This window comes from Alteromonas pelagimontana, from assembly GCF_002499975.2.
GTDB lineage: Bacteria > Pseudomonadota > Gammaproteobacteria > Enterobacterales > Alteromonadaceae > Alteromonas > Alteromonas pelagimontana.
In genome coordinates, this window is the sequence record NZ_CP052766.1 from 875,797 (window position 1) to 895,027 (window position 19,231).

The following is a 19,231-nucleotide window of genomic DNA, read 5'->3' on the forward strand; positions in this document are numbered from 1 at the left end:
CTGCATAGGAATGTCACCCTAACTTGCTGCGCTAACCACCCAAGGGTAGGTTAACTTACCTGGCTGCTGCCTCAGTCTACTTTGGGTAGACAAAAGGCAGAGGATCGATTTGCTGCCCGCCTCTTATTACTTCGTAATGAACATGAGCACCCGTGGAGCGGCCGGTATTGCCCATTTCAGCAATTACCTGACCTTTAGTTACGATATCACCGATGGAGACATTCAACGTCCGATTATGCCCGTAACGGGTAATCAAGCCATTTCCATGTTCAATCTCAACCAGTTCGCCGTAACCGTGTCGTGTACCTGCCCAGGTAACGATACCTGCGGCGGTAGCCACAACATCATCACCTGACGCCCCAGCAAAGTCTACACCTTGATGCATTGCTGGCTTGTCTGTAAACGGATCTGCTCTCATACCGTAATAAGAAGACAACCATCCTGATCCAACGGGTCTGCCAGATAATTGGCTCTGAAGTTGGATATGGTGACCTCTGACTAAACTTTCAAGCATGTTTAGCTGCTGGGTTTTGCTATCCAGCGACTGTTGCATGACAGCAATTTGCTGCATCAGGGGATCATCAATGGGATCTTTAGGCGATATGTCTGGTTTGAAAACCTCCAGGTCAGCGGCTTTCATCCCTAATTCTTCAGCAATAAAATTGCCTTGTTCGTCAAGTTGACTTACTTGCGCCTGCAAAGTAGCCAAATGTACTGCTAATACTTGTAACTGCGCTTGCGTTTGAAGCTTTAACGCATCCAGCTCAGCCTGCTCTTTACTCGTAGCTTGTTGCGCAAGTTTAACGCGAGCCAGGTTTTCAGAGACTGATTCAGTAGAGCGACTGGAAACTAACATAAACAAAGAAGACAGCACCGTCAGGCTGACCAGCGTTCTCACGCTGATACTGCGGCGGTAGCGTCGATGTTTACCGACTAAAGTAATCGTTAGTTTCATTGCTCAACTCATAGAAAAACGTGGGTTAGTTTAACGTTGTTCGCCTGAATGAACAAACGTCAATCCCGTTTTTACAGCGGATTTTTCATCCACCGTAACAAGAACGAGATGATTTTATCGGCGTTCCGCCTCTTTAGCCAATAAAAAGCCGCCTGAAATGGCGGCTTTTATAAAAGTACTGGCATAAACAGCGTTATGCTAGAATAGGCTCTGCGTAGCGAATCGGTGCATCATCTTTAGATTCATAAGTAATGAATTCCCAACATTCCTGTTGTGCCAATACTGCATTTAACAATTTGTTGTTTAGCCCGTGACCCGTTTTATAAGCTCGCAACTCACCAATAATGCTGTGGCCGCCCAAATACAGGTCGCCCACTGCATCAAGAATCTTGTGCTTTAAAAACTCATCCTCATAGCGTAAACCTTCAGGATTAAGTATCCGGAACTCATCCAGCGCAACAGCGTTTTCCATACTGCCGCCAAGCGCAAGATTGTTTGCGTTCATATATTCAAGGTCGCGCATAAAGCCAAAGGTCCGCGCGCGGCTGACTTCATTGACATATGAACAGCTGTCAAAATCCATCACCATGTGCTGACGGGTCTGGCTAATAACAGGATGATCAAAATCGATACGAAAATCGACGCGGAAGCCGTCATGAGGAACCAGCTCAGCCCACTTATCACCATCTTCAACACGCACCGGCTTCTTGATACGGATAAAACGCTTAGGAGCATTCAGCTCTTCAATACCGGCCGACTGCAGCAAGAAAATAAATGGGCTGGCGCTACCATCCATAATAGGCAGCTCATTGCTGTCAACTTCTACAATAATGTTGTCGATACCCAGCCCGGCTAATGCAGACGCCAAATGCTCTACGGTATTAATACTTACACCGTCTTCATTATTTATACAGGTACATAGCATGGTGTTACCCACGGCATTTGCACGCGCAGGAATATCCACAAACGGGTCAAGGTCAACACGCCGAAACACTATACCAGTGTTCGCAGGCGCAGGCCGGAGAGTCATCGTGACCTTTTCCCCTTTGTGCAAACCTATACCGGTTTCTTGCACCGGGTGCTTGATAGTACGTTGTCTAATCATGATTCGTTGCTTTTACCTGTTCAAAAAGCGGCCGCATATTATAGTGACCCAACACTATTATGTCAAAAATGTGTCATATCAACTGCGCAGCAAAGCGCATCATTACTTATTTATGACAATAAAGCCGCGCTAGAATTCCCAAACATATCGATATTAGTCCGCCTGCTTACGCAAGAAAGCGGGAATATCCAGGTACTCCAGATCATTATTCGGCTGAACGCTTTCATCAGCCTTTAACGCCTGATTACCATCTGTGCCACCGATACTACTGCGACTTTCGCTTACGGAACTGGTACCGAATTCACGAGCGGAAGCCGTCAATCTTGTTCCTTCTGAACTCACCAATGAAATATCTGGTTTACGTTCTGCGCCAATACCCGTAGCAACTACCGTCACTCGCAGTTCGTCAGTCATTTCCATATCAATGACAGTACCCACCACCACTGTGGCATTTTCCGATGCAAATGCTTTCACTGCGTTACCGACAATTTCGAACTCGTCGATAGCAAAATCAGGACCGGCAGTGATATTCACCAGAATACCGCGAGCACCAGACAAATCGATATCTTCCAGCAGTGGGCACGCAATTGCAGCTTCAGACGCTTCTTCAGCACGATCAGGACCGGATGCTGCGCCGTTCCCCATCATGGCGGTACCCATTTCTGACATAACAGTTTTTACGTCAGCGAAATCCACGTTGATCAAACCAGGTCGTGTAATCAGTTCAGCAATACCCTGAACGGCACCGCTGAGAACATCGTTAGCAGAACTGAAAGCCTTCAACAACGGTGTTCCCGGCCCCATTACCTTAAGCAGCTTCTCGTTAGGAATCGTAATCAACGAATCCACATGCTTGGATAACTCTGCAATACCCTGTTCAGCGAAGGCAGTGCGCTTTTTCCCTTCAAACGGAAACGGCTTGGTAACTACAGCAACAGTAAGAATGCCCATTTCGCGCGCAATTCTTGCGACTTCCGGGGCTGCACCGGTACCTGTGCCACCACCCATACCAGCGGTAATAAACACCATATCTGCGCCGTCGAGCGCCTGACGAATGGTTTCGCGATCTTCTTGTGCGGCATCCCGCCCGATATTAGGATCGGCACCCGCACCTAAGCCCTTGGTAACTTTTGAGCCAATCTGCAAGGTAACATCAGCACTGGAACTACGTAGTACCTGTGCATCAGTGTTAATAGCGATAAACTCAACGCCTTCGATATTCTGAGACACCATGTGCTCAACAGCGTTACCACCGCCACCACCGACGCCGATAACTTTGATTACGGCTTCTTCGCCGTGACTATCCATTAATTCAAACATACTTACTCTCCGGTTTGGTACGTCTTTCAACACTAAGCCAGGTCATATCCCGCTGATCAGATGCTTCCTTGCTGATCCACATGCCGTAGCCTTAGCGCCCCCAAAATTAAAAAAATTAAAATTCACCTTTAAACCAGCTTTGCACTCGGTGAAACAAGCTTTCACCAGGTTTCTGCTTACTGGCTTTTTTGTTATCTGATTGCATTTTCCCGTAATGTAAAAGACCGACTACAGTGGCAAAGCCTGCGTCGTCGGTATATTCCGACAAGCCTTTCACATTAATCGGTTTGCCCACGCGCACGGGCATTTGAAACAGTTCTTCTGCAAATTCGACTGCTCCTTCCATTTTGGCTGTGCCGCCGGTTAGCACTAATCCGGCAGCAATTTGTTCTTCCAACCCACTGGCACGAATTTCATCGTGCACTAGTTCAAACAATTCCTGATATCGCGGCTCGATGACCTCGGCCAACGTATGACGTGACATCACGCGTGCAGGACGTCCTCCCACACTTGGCACTTCGATACTTTCTTCCATGCTCACCATGTCTTTCAACGCGCATGCGTAATTCACTTTTATCTCTTCTGCATTGCTGATGGGAGTACGAAAAATTTTAGCGATGTCATTGGTTATCTGATTACCGGCCACTGGGATCACTGCGGTATGTCGAATTGCACCATCAGTGTAAATCACGATATCCATGGTACCGCCGCCAATATCGACGACACAGACGCCAAGCTCGCGCTCATCATCTGTTAAAACCGCGTAACTGCTGGCTAACGCCGAAAAAATCAGTTGATCCGCATTCAGGTCACAACGCTCTACGCATTTAACCAAATTCTTCGCCATGTCATCTGCGCAGGTAATAATGTGCGCGTCCGCTTCCATTCTCACGCCAGACATACCGATAGGATTTTTGATGCCTTCCTGCACATCAATGGTAAATTCCTGCGGCAACACATGCAGCAAACGTCGCTCTGCGGCAATCGGCACTGAACGTGCAGCATGAATAACGTTGTCAACGTCTTCCTGGGTCACTTCCTGATTATTAATAGGAACCATGCCGTTCTCGTTCTGACATTTCACATGACGCCCGGAAATAGACATAAACACCGACGACACCCGGCAGTCTGCCATCAACTCCATTTCGCTGACTGCGCGCTGAACGGTTTTTACCACCAGATTCAGGTCATTGACGCCACCTTTGTCCATTCCTTTGGCAGCGTGGGTACCGACGCCAACGATGCTGATCTGATCATCATTCAGCAACTCACCCACGACCGCTTTTATCTGGCTGGTGCCAATATCGAGGCCGACAATCAAGTTGCGTTCAGCAGGTTTTGACATGGTTTCCTTTACTCTCTTACTAACTCTGTTCATCAGTACTGGTTTCCCAGCCAACCGCCAACCCCGTATCGTAACGAAGGTCAACATATTTTACCGGTTTTGGCTGCTGTGCCAGTAACGGGTATACATCAATAAAACGTTGTAGCCGATCAATAAATTCTGTTCTGCCTAAATTCAGGTCAATGCCATTTCCCAGCTGAATTTGCCAGGCAAATCGCTCGCTTAACGATAATTCAACGATGGGCATGGCTGTGGTAGCCAGCAGCGATTGCATCGCGTTATACCCTTCCAGTGCCGTTTTTTCGCTGCCACTGGGACCAAAAAGTCGCGGTAGAGCCAGGCCTTCCGCGCTGGCGCTGAACGTCTCCCCGTAAGGATTCAGCAACATATCCTCGTTCCACTGGGCCACGGGAGTTTGCTCTACCAAATAAATTTTTAACGTATTAGGCCACTGCTTGCGCACCGACGCCCGATAAATCCAGGGCTGCGATTCGACTAACTGGAACACCTCATTCACATCCAGCGCAAAAAAACTGCCTGGCTGAGACTTTCTGATCAGGCGCTCAAGCTGCACCACATTCACGTGCTCAAATTCACCAGAAAAATCCACTACCTGCACAGGCGCGCGCTGTTCGTCCTGCAGCCAGGCTTGCACCTTTATGCCTCCCATCACCAGAGCAGTCAACACCACCAGCAGGAACACGACTCCCGCCCAAAATGCTGTACGGCTGGGATGATTGCTCATGGGGCCGCCTGCAAATCTGCTGGCATGCTGGTAGCAAGAATCGCGAGGGTTAAATCGTCGAAGCTAATACCTGCAGCCTTTGCCGCTTTTGGCACCAGACTTTTTTCTGTCATACCCGGCACTGTGTTCGCTTCCAGTAAATAAAACTGGCCTGTTGCATCCTGCATGACATCTATTCGGCCCCAACCACTGCCAGATAGCGCCTTAAATGCTCGAATGGAGAGTGCGGCCAGTTCATTTTCTTTATCTGTTGGCAAACCACTCGGACAAAAGTATTCGGTTGTATTATCCTGATACTTCGCCGCGTAATCGTAAAAAGTATGAGGGGTAGACATTCGGATTGACGGTAACGCCTGCCCGTGTAACACGGCTACAGTAAATTCGGCCCCGTCAATGTACTGTTCCAACAGAACTTCGTTATCGTAAATAAACGCATCCTGTATGGCATTTGCAAGTTGTGTAGCGCTTGTCACTCTGGCCATGCCGATACTCGAACCTTCCCGAGCCGGTTTAACCATTACCTCGTTCCCCAGTTCATTCATTATAGCGTTGCATGATCCAGCTTCAAAGCAGCTTTTATCAGCAATTTGATATTTTGCAGTAGGTAAATCAAGGCATTGCCAGATTTGTTTACTATGGATTTTATCCATCGCCAGAGCCGATCCCAGAACACCGCTGCCGGTGTAAGGTATTTTTAGCTGCTGCAACGCCCCTTGCATCGCGCCGTCTTCACCGCCGCGGCCATGCAGCATAATAAGAACGCGATCAACATTTTCACCTATAAGATCAGTAAGTTGTCTCTCAGCGGGATCGAAAGCGAAGGCATTGACTCCCTGCTTTATCAGGCTATTTAATACCGCATTACCTGAACGCAAAGACACTTCTCGTTCTGCTGATTCTCCACCCAGCATTACCGCGACTCGACCAAACGCTTCTGGCTTAAAAATTTTCATCATGCCTGTACCTCGGCTGACATTAATTCGGGCTGCATTTTGGCAGTTGCCAGTGATGTTGCAATTTGTCCGATGTTTCCCGCGCCCTGAGTCATTACAATATCGCCATCAGCCAAAATATTGACCAGAATGTCAGGCAATGATTCTTTGTCTCCTACGTAAATTGGCTCAAGCTGCCCTCGTAACCGCATACTACGACAAAGCGCCTTGCTGTCAGCGCCTTCAATAGGCGCTTCACTGGCCGCGTAAACATCCAGCATCAATAACACATCCACTTGGGAAAGAACCTCAACAAAATCTTCGTACAAATCGCGGGTGCGGCTAAAACGGTGTGGTTGATAAACCATGACCAGTCTGCGATCAGGCCAGTTAGCACGGGCGGCTGCAATGGTTGCTTTGACTTCAGTAGGATGATGACCATAATCATCCACCAAGCAGATATTTCCTTTACTGGTGTCAAAGCTTCCCAGTATTTCAAAACGCCGGCCAATGCCACCGAAACCAGCAAGGGCGTTGATGATCGCCGTATCGGGTAAGCCTTCGTCAGTTGCCACAGCAATAGCAGCAAGTGCATTTAAGACATTATGCATACCAGTTAGGTTCAGCGTCACATCTAATGGCGCCAAGCCAGGACGAATGACATCAAACCTGGCGCGGCCAAACGACAAATTTACATTTTCAGCCCGTACATCGTTATTTTCGCCAAAGCCATAGGTCAACATATTGCGCCCGACTCTTGAACGCAGCGACTGAATATTTTCATCATCGCCACACACGATGGCTTGCCCGTAGAAGGGCAAGTTGTGCAGAAAATCGACGTAGGCGTCTTTCATTTTGGAAAAGTCACCTTCGTAGGTACCCATATGGTCGGCTTCTATATTGGTTATTACCGATACCATTGGCTGCAGATGTAAAAATGAAGCGTCACTTTCATCCGCTTCGGCAATCAAGTAACGGCTTTTACCCAATCTTGCGTTGGTGCCAGCGCTATTTAACAACCCGCCAATAATAAAAGTGGGGTCTAACCTGGCTTCAGCAAAAATGGTGGCGATTAAACTGGTGGTAGTCGTTTTGCCGTGGGTTCCGGCTATGGCAATGCCGTGACGAAAGCGCATGAGTTCCGCCAGCATCTCTGCGCGGCGGATAATGGGAATACGGCATTCGCGGGCGTGCTGGATTTCCGGGTTGGCTTCGTCGATAGCACTGGACACCACCACCACATCGGCACCTTGCACGTTCGTAGCGGCATGACCCACGGTGATACAAGCGCCAAATTCTTCTAAACGGCGAGTCATTGCGTTAGGTTGAATATCTGAACCGGCAATGTCATAACCTTCATTAAGTAATACTTCGGCTATTCCCCCCATTCCGGCACCGCCGATGCCGATAAAGAAGATACGCTTTACCTTTCGCATCTGCGGGCTTTGAAAGGATGTTTTAAGAATCATTCGACAGCTCCCACCAGCGCTTCGCACTGGCTAACTACATTATGGGTGGCATCTGTTACTGCACAGGCTTTCGCACGTTGGCTCATTGCCAGACATACCTCAGGTTGAGCTATCCAGCTTGCAACAATTTTTTCCAGGCGCGCCGGTAGTTCAGATTGCTCAACCAGCACAGCGGCATCCTGTTTGACTAACGACATGGCGTTTTTAGTCTGATGATCATCAACCGCGTGGGGCAAAGGAACGAACATTGCTGCCACACCGGCTGCAGCAACTTCTGCTACCGTTAAAGCGCCCGCCCGGCAGATCACCACGTCTGCCCAGGTATAGGCTTCTGCCATATCATCAATAAATTCAGTAATTTTTACGTTACAGGCACTGCCTTGCCACGCTTCTTTTACCGTGGGTCGATTTCCTTTTCCGGTTTGATGCCAGACGCTCAAATCATTCAAGTTATAACAAGCCGCCGGGACAATCTCGTTAAGCGGGCGCGAACCAAGGCTGCCTCCAACAATAAGCATTCTCAGCGGCTGGTGAGTCTTTACTTTTGCCGGCACATTCACAATGTCTTTTCGCACCGGGTTGCCCACTGCAACGCAACGTTCCGGAGCATGACTGAACTGCGACTTTGCATCAGCAAACCCTACCAGTACCTTCTTCGCGATACGGCTAAGCAGCCGATTTGTCATACCCGCAGCGGCATTCTGCTCATGAATAATTAGCGGAATACCTTTTGTCCATGCCGCTAACCCTCCGGGGCCGCTGGCATAGCCGCCAAACCCTATTACCACATCAGGTCTTAACTTTGATATCACGCCGCGCGCGCAGAACAAGCCTTGCGCTAAAGCCATTACCCCGACCAATTTTGCAACTGTTCCTTTGCCACGCAAACCTTTTGCCGGAATAAAATGAATAGGAATACCATTAGCAGGAACTACCTCGGCTTCCATCCGTTGTGCGGTGCCTAGCCATTGAATATCCCAGCCGCGCGCTGCCAACGCTTTAGCGACAGCCAATCCTGGAAATACGTGCCCGCCAGTCCCACCTGCCATAATTAAACAACGTTTATTCATGCGCGGCCTCCTTGGCGACATCGCTCAACATGGCATTTACCGCTTCTTTACCTTTTGCACTTCGTGCCTCTTTTTTCGTTAACCGAAGTTTATCTTTGCGCTCAAGCGCCTGCACACCATCCACGCGCATTTCAAAGTCAATTCGTAATAACAATGCAATGGCTACGGCTACAATAATTAAACTGGTGCCACCATAACTGACTAACGGCAGAGTGAGCCCTTTGGTGGGTAATACGCCAGCACTGGCACCAATATTCACTGCTGTCTGAAAGCTAAGCCAAATGCCAATACTGTAAGCCAGATAACCTTCAAATGGACGCTGCTTAACTAATGCCTTATTGCCAATCCGCAGCGCCTTTATCACTAAGTACAAAAGTAACCCTAATGTACAGGCGACGCCGGCCAGCCCCAGTTCTTCGGCAAGAATTGCCATGATGAAATCGGAATGTGCTTGCGTCAGAAACTCTAACTTTTGCAGACTGTTTCCTAAGCCTTGCCCAAACCAGCTACCGCGACCATAAGCCATCAGCGACTGGGTAAGTTGGTACCCGCTACCGAAAGGATCGGCCCAGGGATCAAGAAAAGACGTTACCCGACGCATGCGGTATTCTTCAAATACGATTAACGCCACAATCGCAGAAAGGCCCGCGAAGACGATTGCAAAAAACTGCCATAAGCGGGCGCCTGCTAAAAACAGCAGCCCCATTGTCGTGGTCAGCATGACAACCACGGTACCAAAGTCAGGCTGCATCAGCAGCATCGTCGCCAGTAAGAAAAACACCAAAAGCGGTTTTATAAACCCTTTGAGGTTTTCAGTAACTTCCTCGTACCGCCGAACCAGATAGCCTGCCAGATAGGTGAAGAAAAACAGTTTTGCAGGTTCCGCAGGCTGTAAAGTTAACGGGCCAATAACTATCCACCGTGTACTGCCATTGATGTTTCTACCCACCAGCAATACTGCCAGCAATAGTGCAATAGCAATGAGCAACAGGTATGGATTGGTGACCCGCCAAAATTGCATGGGGATCTGGAGCACGACAGCGGCAGCAATTAATGACGCGACGAGATAGATGCCATGGCGAATGGAGAAATAAAACGGGTTGCCGTATAAGCGTTCTGCAATTGGCATAGAAGCAGAAGTCACTATAATCAGCCCAATGGACGCCAGAGCCAGAGCAACCAATACCAAACCTGCATCATAAGGCCCCGCAGATGGCGCTTCACCGTGGCGGGCATTAAATAAACTGGTGAGTTTTGCAGTTGCAGCAATCATTGCGCCGCCACCTCGTTTACAGCATCGACAAATACCTTCGCCCGGTGCGCATAATTATCGAACATATCTAAGCTGGCGCAAGCGGGTGATAGCAGCACAATGTCACCGGCCTGAGCACGCCGATTTGCGCTGGTCACTGCATCGCGCATGTCGTTAACATACTCTGATTGTTCAGTCAGCGCGGCAATTTTTTTGCCGTCTCGGCCCAACGTAATAATCCAATCAACATACTGGTTCAAGGCTGGTTGTAATGCCGTAAGATCAGCGCCTTTTGCATCGCCGCCGGCAATAAGAATAAGTTTTCCTGTTCGCGTTGCGCCCAACCCTTCAATGGCAGCCAGAGTGGCACCAATGTTGGTCGCTTTGGAGTCGTCTATCCAGCGAATACGGCGATGGCTAGCGATTTGCACGCAGCGATGTGGCGCAGATACAAAGCTATAAACAGCGGGCGCCGCAGTGTCGGGTTGAACGCCAGCTTGCATGGCTAATGCCAGTGCTGCCTGAATATTCAGTGCATTATGTCGGCCCACCAGCTGCGCTTTGGCCATATCGACGACGGGCTTGCCTTGCCACGTGATCCAGTTGTTGCGCAGTCCGAAATTACTATCGCTTTCATCAAGTCCGAAAGTAGTATGAGCCATCGTCGCCACCGGCGCAGTTTCAGGCTGGGCACGCCAGCTTACTGCATGCTCGCAATGAGCATAAATTCGCTGTTTGGTTTCAGTGTACGACTGCAGCGATCCGTGGCGGTCAAGATGATCGTCTGACACATTTAAAATGGTCGCCGCCTTCAGTTGCAAAGTAGATGTGCTTTCAAGCTGAAAACTGGAAAGTTCCAGCACCACCGCATCAAGGTTCATCGCCAGTATTTCTAACACCGGCATTCCCACATTACCTGCGGCGCAAACTTTCATACCCGCATTTTTTAAAATATGAGTAAGTAACAAGGTGACAGTGGTTTTACCGTTTGAGCCGGTAATTCCAAAGGCAGGAATATTGGTTAATCTGGCAAAAAATTCAATATCGCCTATTACTTCAACACCCGCGGCCCGGGCATTGCTGACAGCTTCAATTGCAGGAGAAATTCCCGGGCTCAGGATCAGCAAATTCACCTGCTGCCAAAAGTTTACCGGAGGCTCACCTAACACCACTGGCACTGTAATCGACTCAGGCACTGCCAGTTGAGCGCGCGTATCCCATACGGTTACCTTCGCGCCCTGATTTTGCAAAAAGCGCACACAGGCCTGACCGGTTACTCCCAGTCCAGCAACAACAATGTTCTGTGTGGCAAATTTGTTTTTCATCATTACCTTAGTTTTAACGTTGCCAAGCCAACCAGCACCAGAATCAACGAAATAATCCAGAAGCGCACAATAACCCGCGGCTCAGGCCAACCTTTCAGTTCGTAGTGATGGTGAATGGGTGCCATACGAAAAATGCGCTGACCACGCAGCTTGTAAGAACCTACCTGCAAAATCACAGAAAGAGTCTCGGCAACAAACACACCACCCATGATAATCAACACGATTTCCTGGCGTACCAGCACCGCCAACACACCCAGTGTGCCGCCAAGTGCAAGAGAACCTACATCGCCCATAAATACCTGCGCGGGATACGTGTTAAACCATAGAAACCCGAGCCCAGCGCCTACAATAGCCGTGCAAACAATTACCAGTTCGCTGGTGAAAGGAATATGTGGGATGTTCAGATAATTAGCGAAATTAATATTGCCAGTAACATAAGCAAAAATTGCCAGTGCTCCAGCCACCAAAATAGTGGGCACAATCGCCAGTCCGTCCAGTCCGTCAGTAAGATTCACCGCATTACTGGTACCGACAATGGCAAAATACACCACCAACATAAAGAAGATGCCCAGTTGCGGAAATACCTCTTTAAAGAAGGGCACCAGCAGCGATGTTTCCGCTCCCAACGTAGCGGAATTAAACAGATAGAAAGCCACCAGAATAGCAATGACCGACTGCCAGAAGTATTTCCAGCGGGCAATTAAGCCTTTTGAATCTTTTCGAATCACTTTGCGGTAGTCATCAATAAAACCAATGATGCCGTAGCCAATGACCACAAATAACGTTACCAGCACGTAATGATTGGTTAAGTCTGCCCATAGCAATACGCTGGTAACAATAGCAGCTAGAATTAACAGCCCACCCATTGTTGGCGTGCCAGCTTTGGAAAGATGACTTTGCGGACCGTCGTCGCGAACAGTTTGTCCGATCTGCATTTTCTGCAGACTACGGATCATTTTAGGACCAATCAGAATGGCAATGAGCAAAGCTGTTAACGTACTTAATATCGCCCGCATCGTAAGATACGAAAATACGTTGAATCCTGTCTCAAACTGCGTCAGCCAGTCGAATAGCCAAATTAGCATGCAATGCGCTCCCGACGACGATCAAGCTTTCCCACAGGGGATGCCTCAACCGCAATTACTACTCTTTCCATACGCGAACTGCGAGAACCTTTTACCAGAATAGAAATATCACGATGCTCATTGAGCAGGCGGTGTTCCAGCGCCGCCACAAGACTATCAACATCGCTGAAATGTTCGCCTGTGTTTCCATATATGGCGCTGGCACTTTGGCTTAGTACGCCTAACGTAAATAAGTGGTCGATGCCCTTTTCAAGCGCGTACTTGCCCACCTGTTCGTGGTAGTAGCGGGCTTTTTCCCCCAGCTCTGCCATGTCCCCCAGTACCAGCACACGCACGCCGGAAAAACTTGCCAGTGTGTCTATTGCAGCGTTAACTGAGGCCACGTTGGCATTATACGTGTCATCTAGCAGGCGCACCTGAGGTGACAACTGCTTTATGTTCAACCGGCCACGCACCTGCTGCATTTCCAGCAAACCGTCACGTACATCTTCCAAGGTGGCGCCTACCTGTAGCGCCAGCGATGCCGCCAATAAAGCGTTGCCAACATTATGCAAGCCAGGCACGCGTAGCTGCACACCAATTTGTCCTTGGGGGCAGTGAAGCTGGAAATCGGCACAGCCATCCAGCCCAAGAATAACCTCTTCTGCGTAAAAATCTGCCGGGTGTTCCTGCTTTGGCGAAAATGTGAGTATTTTGGTTTGCTTCAGTTTACCCTTCCAAAAATCACCAAACTGGCTGTCGGCATTAATAACAGCCACACCGTTTTTCCCCAGCCCTTTAAAAATTTCACTTTTTGCTCTGGCCACGCCAAGTAAACTGCCAAAGCCTTCAAGATGAGAAGCGGCAGCATTTACGATGGTTGCCACATCGGGTTTTACCAGTTCAGTGGTATAGGCAATTTCACCTAAGTGATTTGCGCCCAGTTCCAGCACCGCAAAATCGTGGTGATTTTCCAAGCGAAGCAAGGTAAGTGGCACACCAATTTCATTATTGAAATTGCCCGCTGTTGCTAATACAGAGCCACGGCGAGATAAAATCGCAGCGGTCATTTCTTTCACTGTGGTTTTGCCACTGCTACCGGTAATAGCGATAGTTTTTGGGGCCACTTCTCTTTTCACTGCGCCAGCTAGCTCGCCTAATGCAAGCTTGGTGTCTTTGACATATATAGCCGGGAGAGAGGTATCCACCTTCTCGCTGACAATAACAGCGCAAGCGCCAGCTTTATGCGCATCGGCCACAAATTGATGACCATTGAAATTATCACCGCTGAGCGCCAGATACACATCCCCTGCTTTTAAGGAGCGGGTGTCTGTGCTGATGCCATTGACTGTAAGATCGTCGCCTGTCAGCTTTCCCCCTACCTGAGCGGCAATCCAAGACAGCGTAGTGCTAATCATTTGCTGTACTCCCTTTGCAAACGTGCGATAACAGCACGTTCGTTATAATCTGATTTTTTCTTCCCGATGATTTGGTAATCTTCGTGCCCTTTTCCGGCGACAACAATTAAATCATCAGCCTGAGCGTTGTCTAAACAGTAACGGATAGCCTTTTCCCGATCCGGTTCGCTTACGGCACAAGAAGGAGAAGCAATGCCTGCTAATATGTCATCCACAATTGCTTGAGCGGGTTCAGAACGGCTATTATCAGTAGTGATCACAATGTGGTCGGCACCGGCCTCAGCCGCCTTGCCCATCAATGGCCGCTTGCCCTTATCGCGATCACCGCCACACCCAAATACACACCACACATGGCCCGCAGTATGAACCCGCGCGCTCGCCAACGCTTTTTCAAGTGCATCTGGCGTGTGGGCGTAATCCACCACCACTGTTGCCGCGCTCTTAAACGTAAATATCTCCATGCGACCGGGGACAGCTTTAAGCGATGGCAGCACCTGCACAACATCTTCGAAATGTTCGCCTTGCGCCAATAATGTTGCTACTGCACTTAACGTATTGCTGACATTAAACTTACCCAACAGCGGAAGCTTTACGCCTGCAACTCCCCAACTTGTGACCAGTTCGAACTGACAACCTTTGGGATGATAGTGAATATTTGTGGCCAAACAATGGCTATCTGGAGATGAAAAATCAGCGTTTACGTCCGCTGACGTCCAGATAACGCGTATATCAGCAGGAAGTTCCTTTATCCAATTACGGCTTTCCTTTTCATCCCAGTTAAGCACCACGGTATGTAATCCCGGTTGCTTTAATAACTGGCGTTTGGCTGCGGCGTAATTTTCCATACTCTGGTGATAATCCAGATGATCCCGGGACAAATTCGTAAACACCGCGATATCTGTGGTTACCTGAGCAAGCCTTCCCTGAACAATGGCGTGGGAAGACGCTTCAAACGCCACATGCCGCGCCTCCTGTTGCACAAACTCTGCCAACAGGTAATGCATAGTGATAGCATCAGGCGTGGTATTTCCCGCATTGGAAGGTAACCACCGTGTTTGCTCACCTTCGTAGACACTGCTGCCTAAGGTTCCAATAGAAGCGCTACGGGTTCCAAGTTTATCTTTTAGTTGAGTAACCATTTGAACTACAGAGGTTTTTCCGTTGGTTCCGGTCACCGCCACCGTTGCCATTTTGTTGGCTGGATAGTCATAAAACGCCGCCGCTAGTGAAGACAACATTTGCGGCAGTTCGAACAATGAAATGATTACGGTGTTGCCACGCATCTGAATGGCGCCGTGGCTATTACTGTCTTCTGTTTGCGCCAAAATGACGCGTGACCCTAAGCTTATGGCCTGGGGAATAAAATCACGGCCATCAGCCTGATGACCTTTCACCGCCACAAAGGCTAATTTCGTGGATACGGCGCGGCTATCCAGGGTGAGACCGGCAACACGTATATCCGGCGCTTCCACGCCGAATTTTGCCAGCAACGCCCGGATACTTTGAACAAACGCGCTAACCACCATTGGCAGCCCCTTTTATCCAACGAGTGGAAGTGACTTGTTTGTCATCGGGCGGAATATTCAATAGTTGCAGCGCGCCTCCCATAATAGAGGAAAATACCGGTGCCGCCGTGTCGCCGGCATAATATAAGTCTCCTCCCGGTTCATTAATTAGCACAACAGTCACGATCTGTGGATCTGACAGCGGCGCTATACCGGCAAAAATATTGACATATTCTTCGCCATAACCCCCGGCCACCGCTTTACGACTGGTGCCGGTTTTTCCGCCTACGCGATACCCGGGAACTCTCGCTTTTAATGCCGTGCCGCCACGCTGGGTAACGCTTTCCATCATGTCCATTACCGCTTTTGCATTTTTCTCGCTTACCACTCTTTCATCTGCTGGCTTCCAACTGCTAGAGGCAGGAGATTTGACAATATTGAGTGGATTTTTTATACCGCCGTTCGCGATAGTGGCATACATGCGCGCCAACTGAGCTGTGGTAATAGAGATACCGTAACCAAAGGAAAGAGTGGCAATTTCAAATTTCGACCAGCGGCTGCGCTCATGGAAAATTCCGCTGCTTTCGCCGGGCATGTTGGTACCTGTGTCAGTCATTAAACCCATATTGTAATAGTTATCCAGCAAAAACTGCTTAGGTACGCCTAACGCCAGTTTGGACGTGCCCATGTTACTGGAGTGCTGGATTATTTCTTCAAGCGACAACTTACCCAGGTTTCTATGATCTTTCACCAGGCTTCCGCCCAATCGCATCCAGCCTGGGGAAGTATCAACAATATCGTCGGCTTTTACATTGCCAAATTCCAACGCACTAAGTACCGCCAAAGGTTTCATTGAGGAACCTGGCTCAAAGGCATCTGTGATCACACGGTTGCGCATGCGATGCGGAGAAATATCGTCGCGATCATTAGGATTAAAAGAAGGCGCATTTACCATCGCCAGGATATCGCCACTATGAACATCGACAACAATTGCTGATGCCGAAGTGGCTTGATAGTACAACATGGCTTCTTTAATTTCGCGATAAGCCAGAGCCTGCACCCGCTGATCGATTGTTAACGTCAGATTACCTGCAGCTTCACCGTCTTTCGTTTGTAAAATTTCTACCTGCCGGCCTTTGGCGTCCCGGCGGATCACCCGTGAACCCGGCGTACCGGTCAACCAGTCATTATAAAGACGCTCTAAGCCCTCAATACCGCTGTCATCAACATCGGTAATACCAATAAGTTGTGCTGTTACTTCGCCATTGGGATAATAACGGCGGCTTTCTTTTCGCAGATAGATTCCTGGAATGTCCAGCTTCTCGACATAATCGGCCATGGCGGGAGAAACCTGGCGTTGCAGGTACACAAACCGGCGTTGCGGATTACTGACTTTGCTGCGTAAATCTTCAACATTCTGCCCTAAAACATCAGCAAGCGCGCGCCAGCGACGCATCTGAGTCAGTCCGCCTTGCTCATGAATAATCTTAGGATCAGCATAGATAGCACGCACGGGCACGCTGATCGCCAGTTCCACCCCATTACGATCGGCAATGATACCGCGATAACTTGGCATATTCCGGGTTCTGAGCGTACGGCTGTCGCCTTGCTCAATCAGGTTGTCCGGCTCAATAACCTGAATATATGCAGCTCTGACAACAAGAACGCCAAATACCAGAATGACTACAGCCAACACAACAAGAAAGCGCCACTGCACGAGGCCGGGAGTGACGTTTTTTTTCGCGCCCGAGCGCGCACTGTGAGTCTTCAAAGTGCTGATGCTCATTTTAGTCTTACCACAACTTCTTTATCCGCCTGCGGCCGATGCATATTAAGTTGTTTCTCAACCATAGCTTCAATGCGGTTATGCTCGGTTAAAGCACGTTGCTCCAAAACCAGATTACGCCATTCCACATCCAGTTCATCACGTTGTTGCATCAACGTTTCTATCTTCATCACTTGCAAGCGATTGTAATGACTACTCAAAATAACGCCCATGGCGCTGGTAATTACCATCAAATACAACAAAACCCGCAACTTGTGGCGGGTCAAATCTGAGACCAGAATCAGTAATAGGTTGAAGTTTGTCGACGAAGCCGTCGTGTTCTTCGATGGCGTCACAGTTTTTCCGCCACTCTTAGGACCGAACTGCGGGAGCGCACATTGTGCGTAATTTCCTCCTTGCTGGGTTTGATGGCTTTGCTCAGAGACCGCAATACTTTATCGGCGTCAATTTCAGCCTGGGTGATGGGTAATCCGTGAGGCACTACTTTGCCCCGACTTTGATCTTTAATAAATCGCTTAACCAGCCTGTCCTCAAGGGAATGAAAAGAAATGACCGCCAGCCGCCCTTCAGGCTTTAATACTTCTACTGCGGCTTTTAACCCCACGCGCAGTTGATCAAGTTCGGCGTTGATGTAAATGCGGATACCTTGAAAGGCGCGAGTTGCAGGGTGCTTGTATTTGTCTTTAACAGGCACGGCTTCATCAATTAATGCAGCGAGTTCGGCAGTGCGCGAAAGGGGCTTTTCCTGACGACGATTAACAATGGCATGAGCAATACGCTTGCCGAATTTCTCCTCGCCAAATTCTTTTATAACCTGCGTAATGTCCTGTTCGTCTGCTTCGTTGAGCCACTGTGCCGCACTTATGCCGCGCGTGGTATCCATGCGCATGTCCAACGGGCCGTCACGTAAAAAGCTAAAACCCCGTTCGGCATCATCGAGTTGTGGTGACGAAACGCCTAAGTCCATCAACACGCCGTTAATGTTTCCACTCAATTGCATATCAGCGAGAACCCTTGCCATTTCACCGAAGGGTTCGTGAATGATGGTAAAACGGGGATCATCAGCAAAACGTTTTGCTGCTTCTATTGCCTGGGGGTCTCGATCAAACGCAATGAGTCTGCCATTTTCACCAAGCTGCGCCAAAATAGCAGCAGAATGCCCGCCACGGCCAAAGGTAGCATCGACATAAATACCTTCAGGTTGAATAGCCAGCGCATCAATACATTCTTGCAGAAGTACAGAAGTGTGGGTGAAAGCAGCAACAGTCATAGCGAGAATTCCTGCAATCGTTCGGTTAATTCAAAGCTGCCTTCGCGCTCGGTTTCCATGTCAGCTTCAATTTGTGCAGCCCAGATGTCAGCATCCCATATCTCAAACTTATTCAGCTGCCCAACTAACATGACTTCTCTATCTAACTTGGCATGAATACGTAAAGGAGAGGGAAGCAAAAAGCGGCCGCTTTTATCCATTTCACCCTCGTTGGCATAACCGAGCAGCAAACGCTGCATGCGGCGTTCAGCAGGAATAGTGCTGGAAAATTTACTTAATTTCAGCTCTATCTCTTCCCATTCGGGTAGTGGGTAAAGCAGCAAACAACTTTGCTGTGTATCGACTGTGCAGACCAGCTGTCCATTACAATCATCCAGCAGCGACTGGCGGTATTTTGTTGGTATAGCCAGTCTGCCTTTTGTATCTAGATTGATTGCATTAGCGCCGCGGAACATTCCCCTAGCCTTTTTTATTTTGCTCTATTTTTCTTGTTTTTTTGAGTATTGATCTGCAAAGCGTTCTGAAACGATCCACAATTTGCCACTTTTACCCACTAGACGACAGTTTAGGGACCATTCATTCCCACTGTCAAGCAAAAATCTGCCACAGAGCCCGCGTGGTTGCTAGGTTTATCGCTGTTCATTTATACAGGTGTGGTGAGGAAGTGGCT

General features: G+C 48.9%; 17 protein-coding genes. All 17 read right to left on the minus strand.

The genetic code is table 11. The features are described 5' to 3' along the window. Positions 1–76: 76 nt before the first annotated feature. A complete protein-coding gene (locus CA267_RS04080) occupies positions 77–955 on the minus strand; it encodes a M23 family metallopeptidase (RefSeq protein WP_075608669.1) in 879 nt (292 codons plus the stop codon). A gap of 193 nt (positions 956–1,148) precedes the next feature. Next, the gene (gene lpxC, locus CA267_RS04085; RefSeq protein WP_075608668.1) at positions 1,149–2,060 is read right to left on the minus strand and encodes a UDP-3-O-acyl-N-acetylglucosamine deacetylase; all 912 of its coding nucleotides are present in this window, start codon (positions 2,058–2,060) and stop codon (positions 1,149–1,151) included. 153 nt (positions 2,061–2,213) lie between these two features. Beyond that, on the minus strand, positions 2,214–3,380 hold the full coding sequence (gene ftsZ / locus CA267_RS04090) for a cell division protein FtsZ (RefSeq protein WP_075608667.1): 1,167 nt from the start codon (positions 3,378–3,380) through the stop codon (positions 2,214–2,216). 115 nt (positions 3,381–3,495) lie between these two features. After that, the gene (ftsA, locus tag CA267_RS04095; RefSeq protein ID WP_075608666.1) at positions 3,496–4,725 is read right to left on the minus strand and encodes a cell division protein FtsA; all 1,230 of its coding nucleotides are present in this window, start codon (positions 4,723–4,725) and stop codon (positions 3,496–3,498) included. Between the two features lie 19 nt (positions 4,726–4,744). Beyond that, positions 4,745–5,470: a cell division protein FtsQ/DivIB gene (locus CA267_RS04100; RefSeq protein WP_075608665.1), complete on the minus strand. Its 726-nt coding sequence runs from the start codon at positions 5,468–5,470 to the stop codon at positions 4,745–4,747. Then, positions 5,467–6,426: a D-alanine--D-alanine ligase gene (locus tag CA267_RS04105; RefSeq protein ID WP_075608664.1), complete on the minus strand. Its 960-nt coding sequence runs from the start codon at positions 6,424–6,426 to the stop codon at positions 5,467–5,469. Before CA267_RS04105 ends, CA267_RS04100 begins: the two co-directional genes overlap by 4 nt. Beyond that, positions 6,423–7,871: a UDP-N-acetylmuramate--L-alanine ligase gene (gene murC, locus CA267_RS04110; protein WP_075608663.1), complete on the minus strand. Its 1,449-nt coding sequence runs from the start codon at positions 7,869–7,871 to the stop codon at positions 6,423–6,425. The genes CA267_RS04105 and murC overlap by 4 nt, the downstream gene beginning before the upstream one ends. Then, complete coding sequence (gene murG / locus CA267_RS04115) at positions 7,868–8,941, minus strand: undecaprenyldiphospho-muramoylpentapeptide beta-N-acetylglucosaminyltransferase (protein WP_075608662.1); 1,074 nt, start codon at positions 8,939–8,941, stop codon at positions 7,868–7,870. The genes murC and murG overlap by 4 nt, the downstream gene beginning before the upstream one ends. Then, a complete protein-coding gene (ftsW, locus tag CA267_RS04120) occupies positions 8,934–10,214 on the minus strand; it encodes a cell division protein FtsW (RefSeq protein WP_075608661.1) in 1,281 nt (426 codons plus the stop codon). Before ftsW ends, murG begins: the two co-directional genes overlap by 8 nt. Then, complete coding sequence (gene murD / locus CA267_RS04125; RefSeq protein ID WP_075608660.1) at positions 10,211–11,521, minus strand: UDP-N-acetylmuramoyl-L-alanine--D-glutamate ligase; 1,311 nt, start codon at positions 11,519–11,521, stop codon at positions 10,211–10,213. The genes ftsW and murD overlap by 4 nt, the downstream gene beginning before the upstream one ends. Continuing rightward, positions 11,521–12,603, minus strand: coding sequence for a phospho-N-acetylmuramoyl-pentapeptide-transferase (gene mraY, locus CA267_RS04130; RefSeq protein ID WP_075608659.1), 1,083 nt, complete (start codon positions 12,601–12,603; stop codon positions 11,521–11,523). The genes murD and mraY overlap by 1 nt, the downstream gene beginning before the upstream one ends. Then, complete coding sequence (locus CA267_RS04135; protein ID WP_075608658.1) at positions 12,597–14,000, minus strand: UDP-N-acetylmuramoyl-tripeptide--D-alanyl-D-alanine ligase; 1,404 nt, start codon at positions 13,998–14,000, stop codon at positions 12,597–12,599. Before CA267_RS04135 ends, mraY begins: the two co-directional genes overlap by 7 nt. Further along, a complete protein-coding gene (locus tag CA267_RS04140; protein WP_075608657.1) occupies positions 13,997–15,526 on the minus strand; it encodes a UDP-N-acetylmuramoyl-L-alanyl-D-glutamate--2,6-diaminopimelate ligase in 1,530 nt (509 codons plus the stop codon). The genes CA267_RS04135 and CA267_RS04140 overlap by 4 nt, the downstream gene beginning before the upstream one ends. After that, positions 15,516–17,291, minus strand: a complete 1,776-nt coding sequence (locus CA267_RS04145; protein ID WP_075608656.1) for a peptidoglycan D,D-transpeptidase FtsI family protein — start codon at positions 17,289–17,291, stop codon at positions 15,516–15,518. The genes CA267_RS04140 and CA267_RS04145 overlap by 11 nt, the downstream gene beginning before the upstream one ends. Further along, positions 17,288–17,626, minus strand: coding sequence for a cell division protein FtsL (gene ftsL / locus CA267_RS04150; RefSeq protein WP_075608655.1), 339 nt, complete (start codon positions 17,624–17,626; stop codon positions 17,288–17,290). The genes CA267_RS04145 and ftsL overlap by 4 nt, the downstream gene beginning before the upstream one ends. Beyond that, on the minus strand, positions 17,623–18,561 hold the full coding sequence (gene rsmH, locus CA267_RS04155) for a 16S rRNA (cytosine(1402)-N(4))-methyltransferase RsmH (RefSeq protein WP_075608654.1): 939 nt from the start codon (positions 18,559–18,561) through the stop codon (positions 17,623–17,625). Before rsmH ends, ftsL begins: the two co-directional genes overlap by 4 nt. Further along, positions 18,558–19,016 (minus strand): division/cell wall cluster transcriptional repressor MraZ, encoded by a 459-nt coding sequence (gene mraZ / locus CA267_RS04160; protein WP_075608653.1) that lies wholly within the window; start codon positions 19,014–19,016, stop codon positions 18,558–18,560. The genes rsmH and mraZ overlap by 4 nt, the downstream gene beginning before the upstream one ends. Positions 19,017–19,231: the final 215 nt, after the last annotated feature.

Coding starts and splice junctions, on each gene's coding strand:
- CA267_RS04135 (WP_075608658.1), bottom strand. CDS start 14,000: ATGATTAGCACTACGCTGTCTTGGATTGCCGCTCAGGTAGGGGGAAAG.
- lpxC (WP_075608668.1), bottom strand. CDS start 2,060: ATGATTAGACAACGTACTATCAAGCACCCGGTGCAAGAAACCGGTATA.
- ftsA (WP_075608666.1), bottom strand. CDS start 4,725: ATGTCAAAACCTGCTGAACGCAACTTGATTGTCGGCCTCGATATTGGC.
- murD (WP_075608660.1), bottom strand. CDS start 11,521: ATGATGAAAAACAAATTTGCCACACAGAACATTGTTGTTGCTGGACTG.
- murG (WP_075608662.1), bottom strand. CDS start 8,941: ATGAATAAACGTTGTTTAATTATGGCAGGTGGGACTGGCGGGCACGTA.
- CA267_RS04145 (WP_075608656.1), bottom strand. CDS start 17,291: ATGAGCATCAGCACTTTGAAGACTCACAGTGCGCGCTCGGGCGCGAAA.
- CA267_RS04140 (WP_075608657.1), bottom strand. CDS start 15,526: ATGGTGGTTAGCGCGTTTGTTCAAAGTATCCGGGCGTTGCTGGCAAAA.
- murC (WP_075608663.1), bottom strand. CDS start 7,871: ATGATTCTTAAAACATCCTTTCAAAGCCCGCAGATGCGAAAGGTAAAG.
- CA267_RS04100 (WP_075608665.1), bottom strand. CDS start 5,470: ATGAGCAATCATCCCAGCCGTACAGCATTTTGGGCGGGAGTCGTGTTC.
- ftsW (WP_075608661.1), bottom strand. CDS start 10,214: ATGATTGCTGCAACTGCAAAACTCACCAGTTTATTTAATGCCCGCCAC.
- CA267_RS04105 (WP_075608664.1), bottom strand. CDS start 6,426: ATGATGAAAATTTTTAAGCCAGAAGCGTTTGGTCGAGTCGCGGTAATG.
- CA267_RS04080 (WP_075608669.1), bottom strand. CDS start 955: ATGAAACTAACGATTACTTTAGTCGGTAAACATCGACGCTACCGCCGC.
- mraZ (WP_075608653.1), bottom strand. CDS start 19,016: ATGTTCCGCGGCGCTAATGCAATCAATCTAGATACAAAAGGCAGACTG.
- rsmH (WP_075608654.1), bottom strand. CDS start 18,561: ATGACTGTTGCTGCTTTCACCCACACTTCTGTACTTCTGCAAGAATGT.
- ftsZ (WP_075608667.1), bottom strand. CDS start 3,380: ATGTTTGAATTAATGGATAGTCACGGCGAAGAAGCCGTAATCAAAGTT.
- mraY (WP_075608659.1), bottom strand. CDS start 12,603: ATGCTAATTTGGCTATTCGACTGGCTGACGCAGTTTGAGACAGGATTC.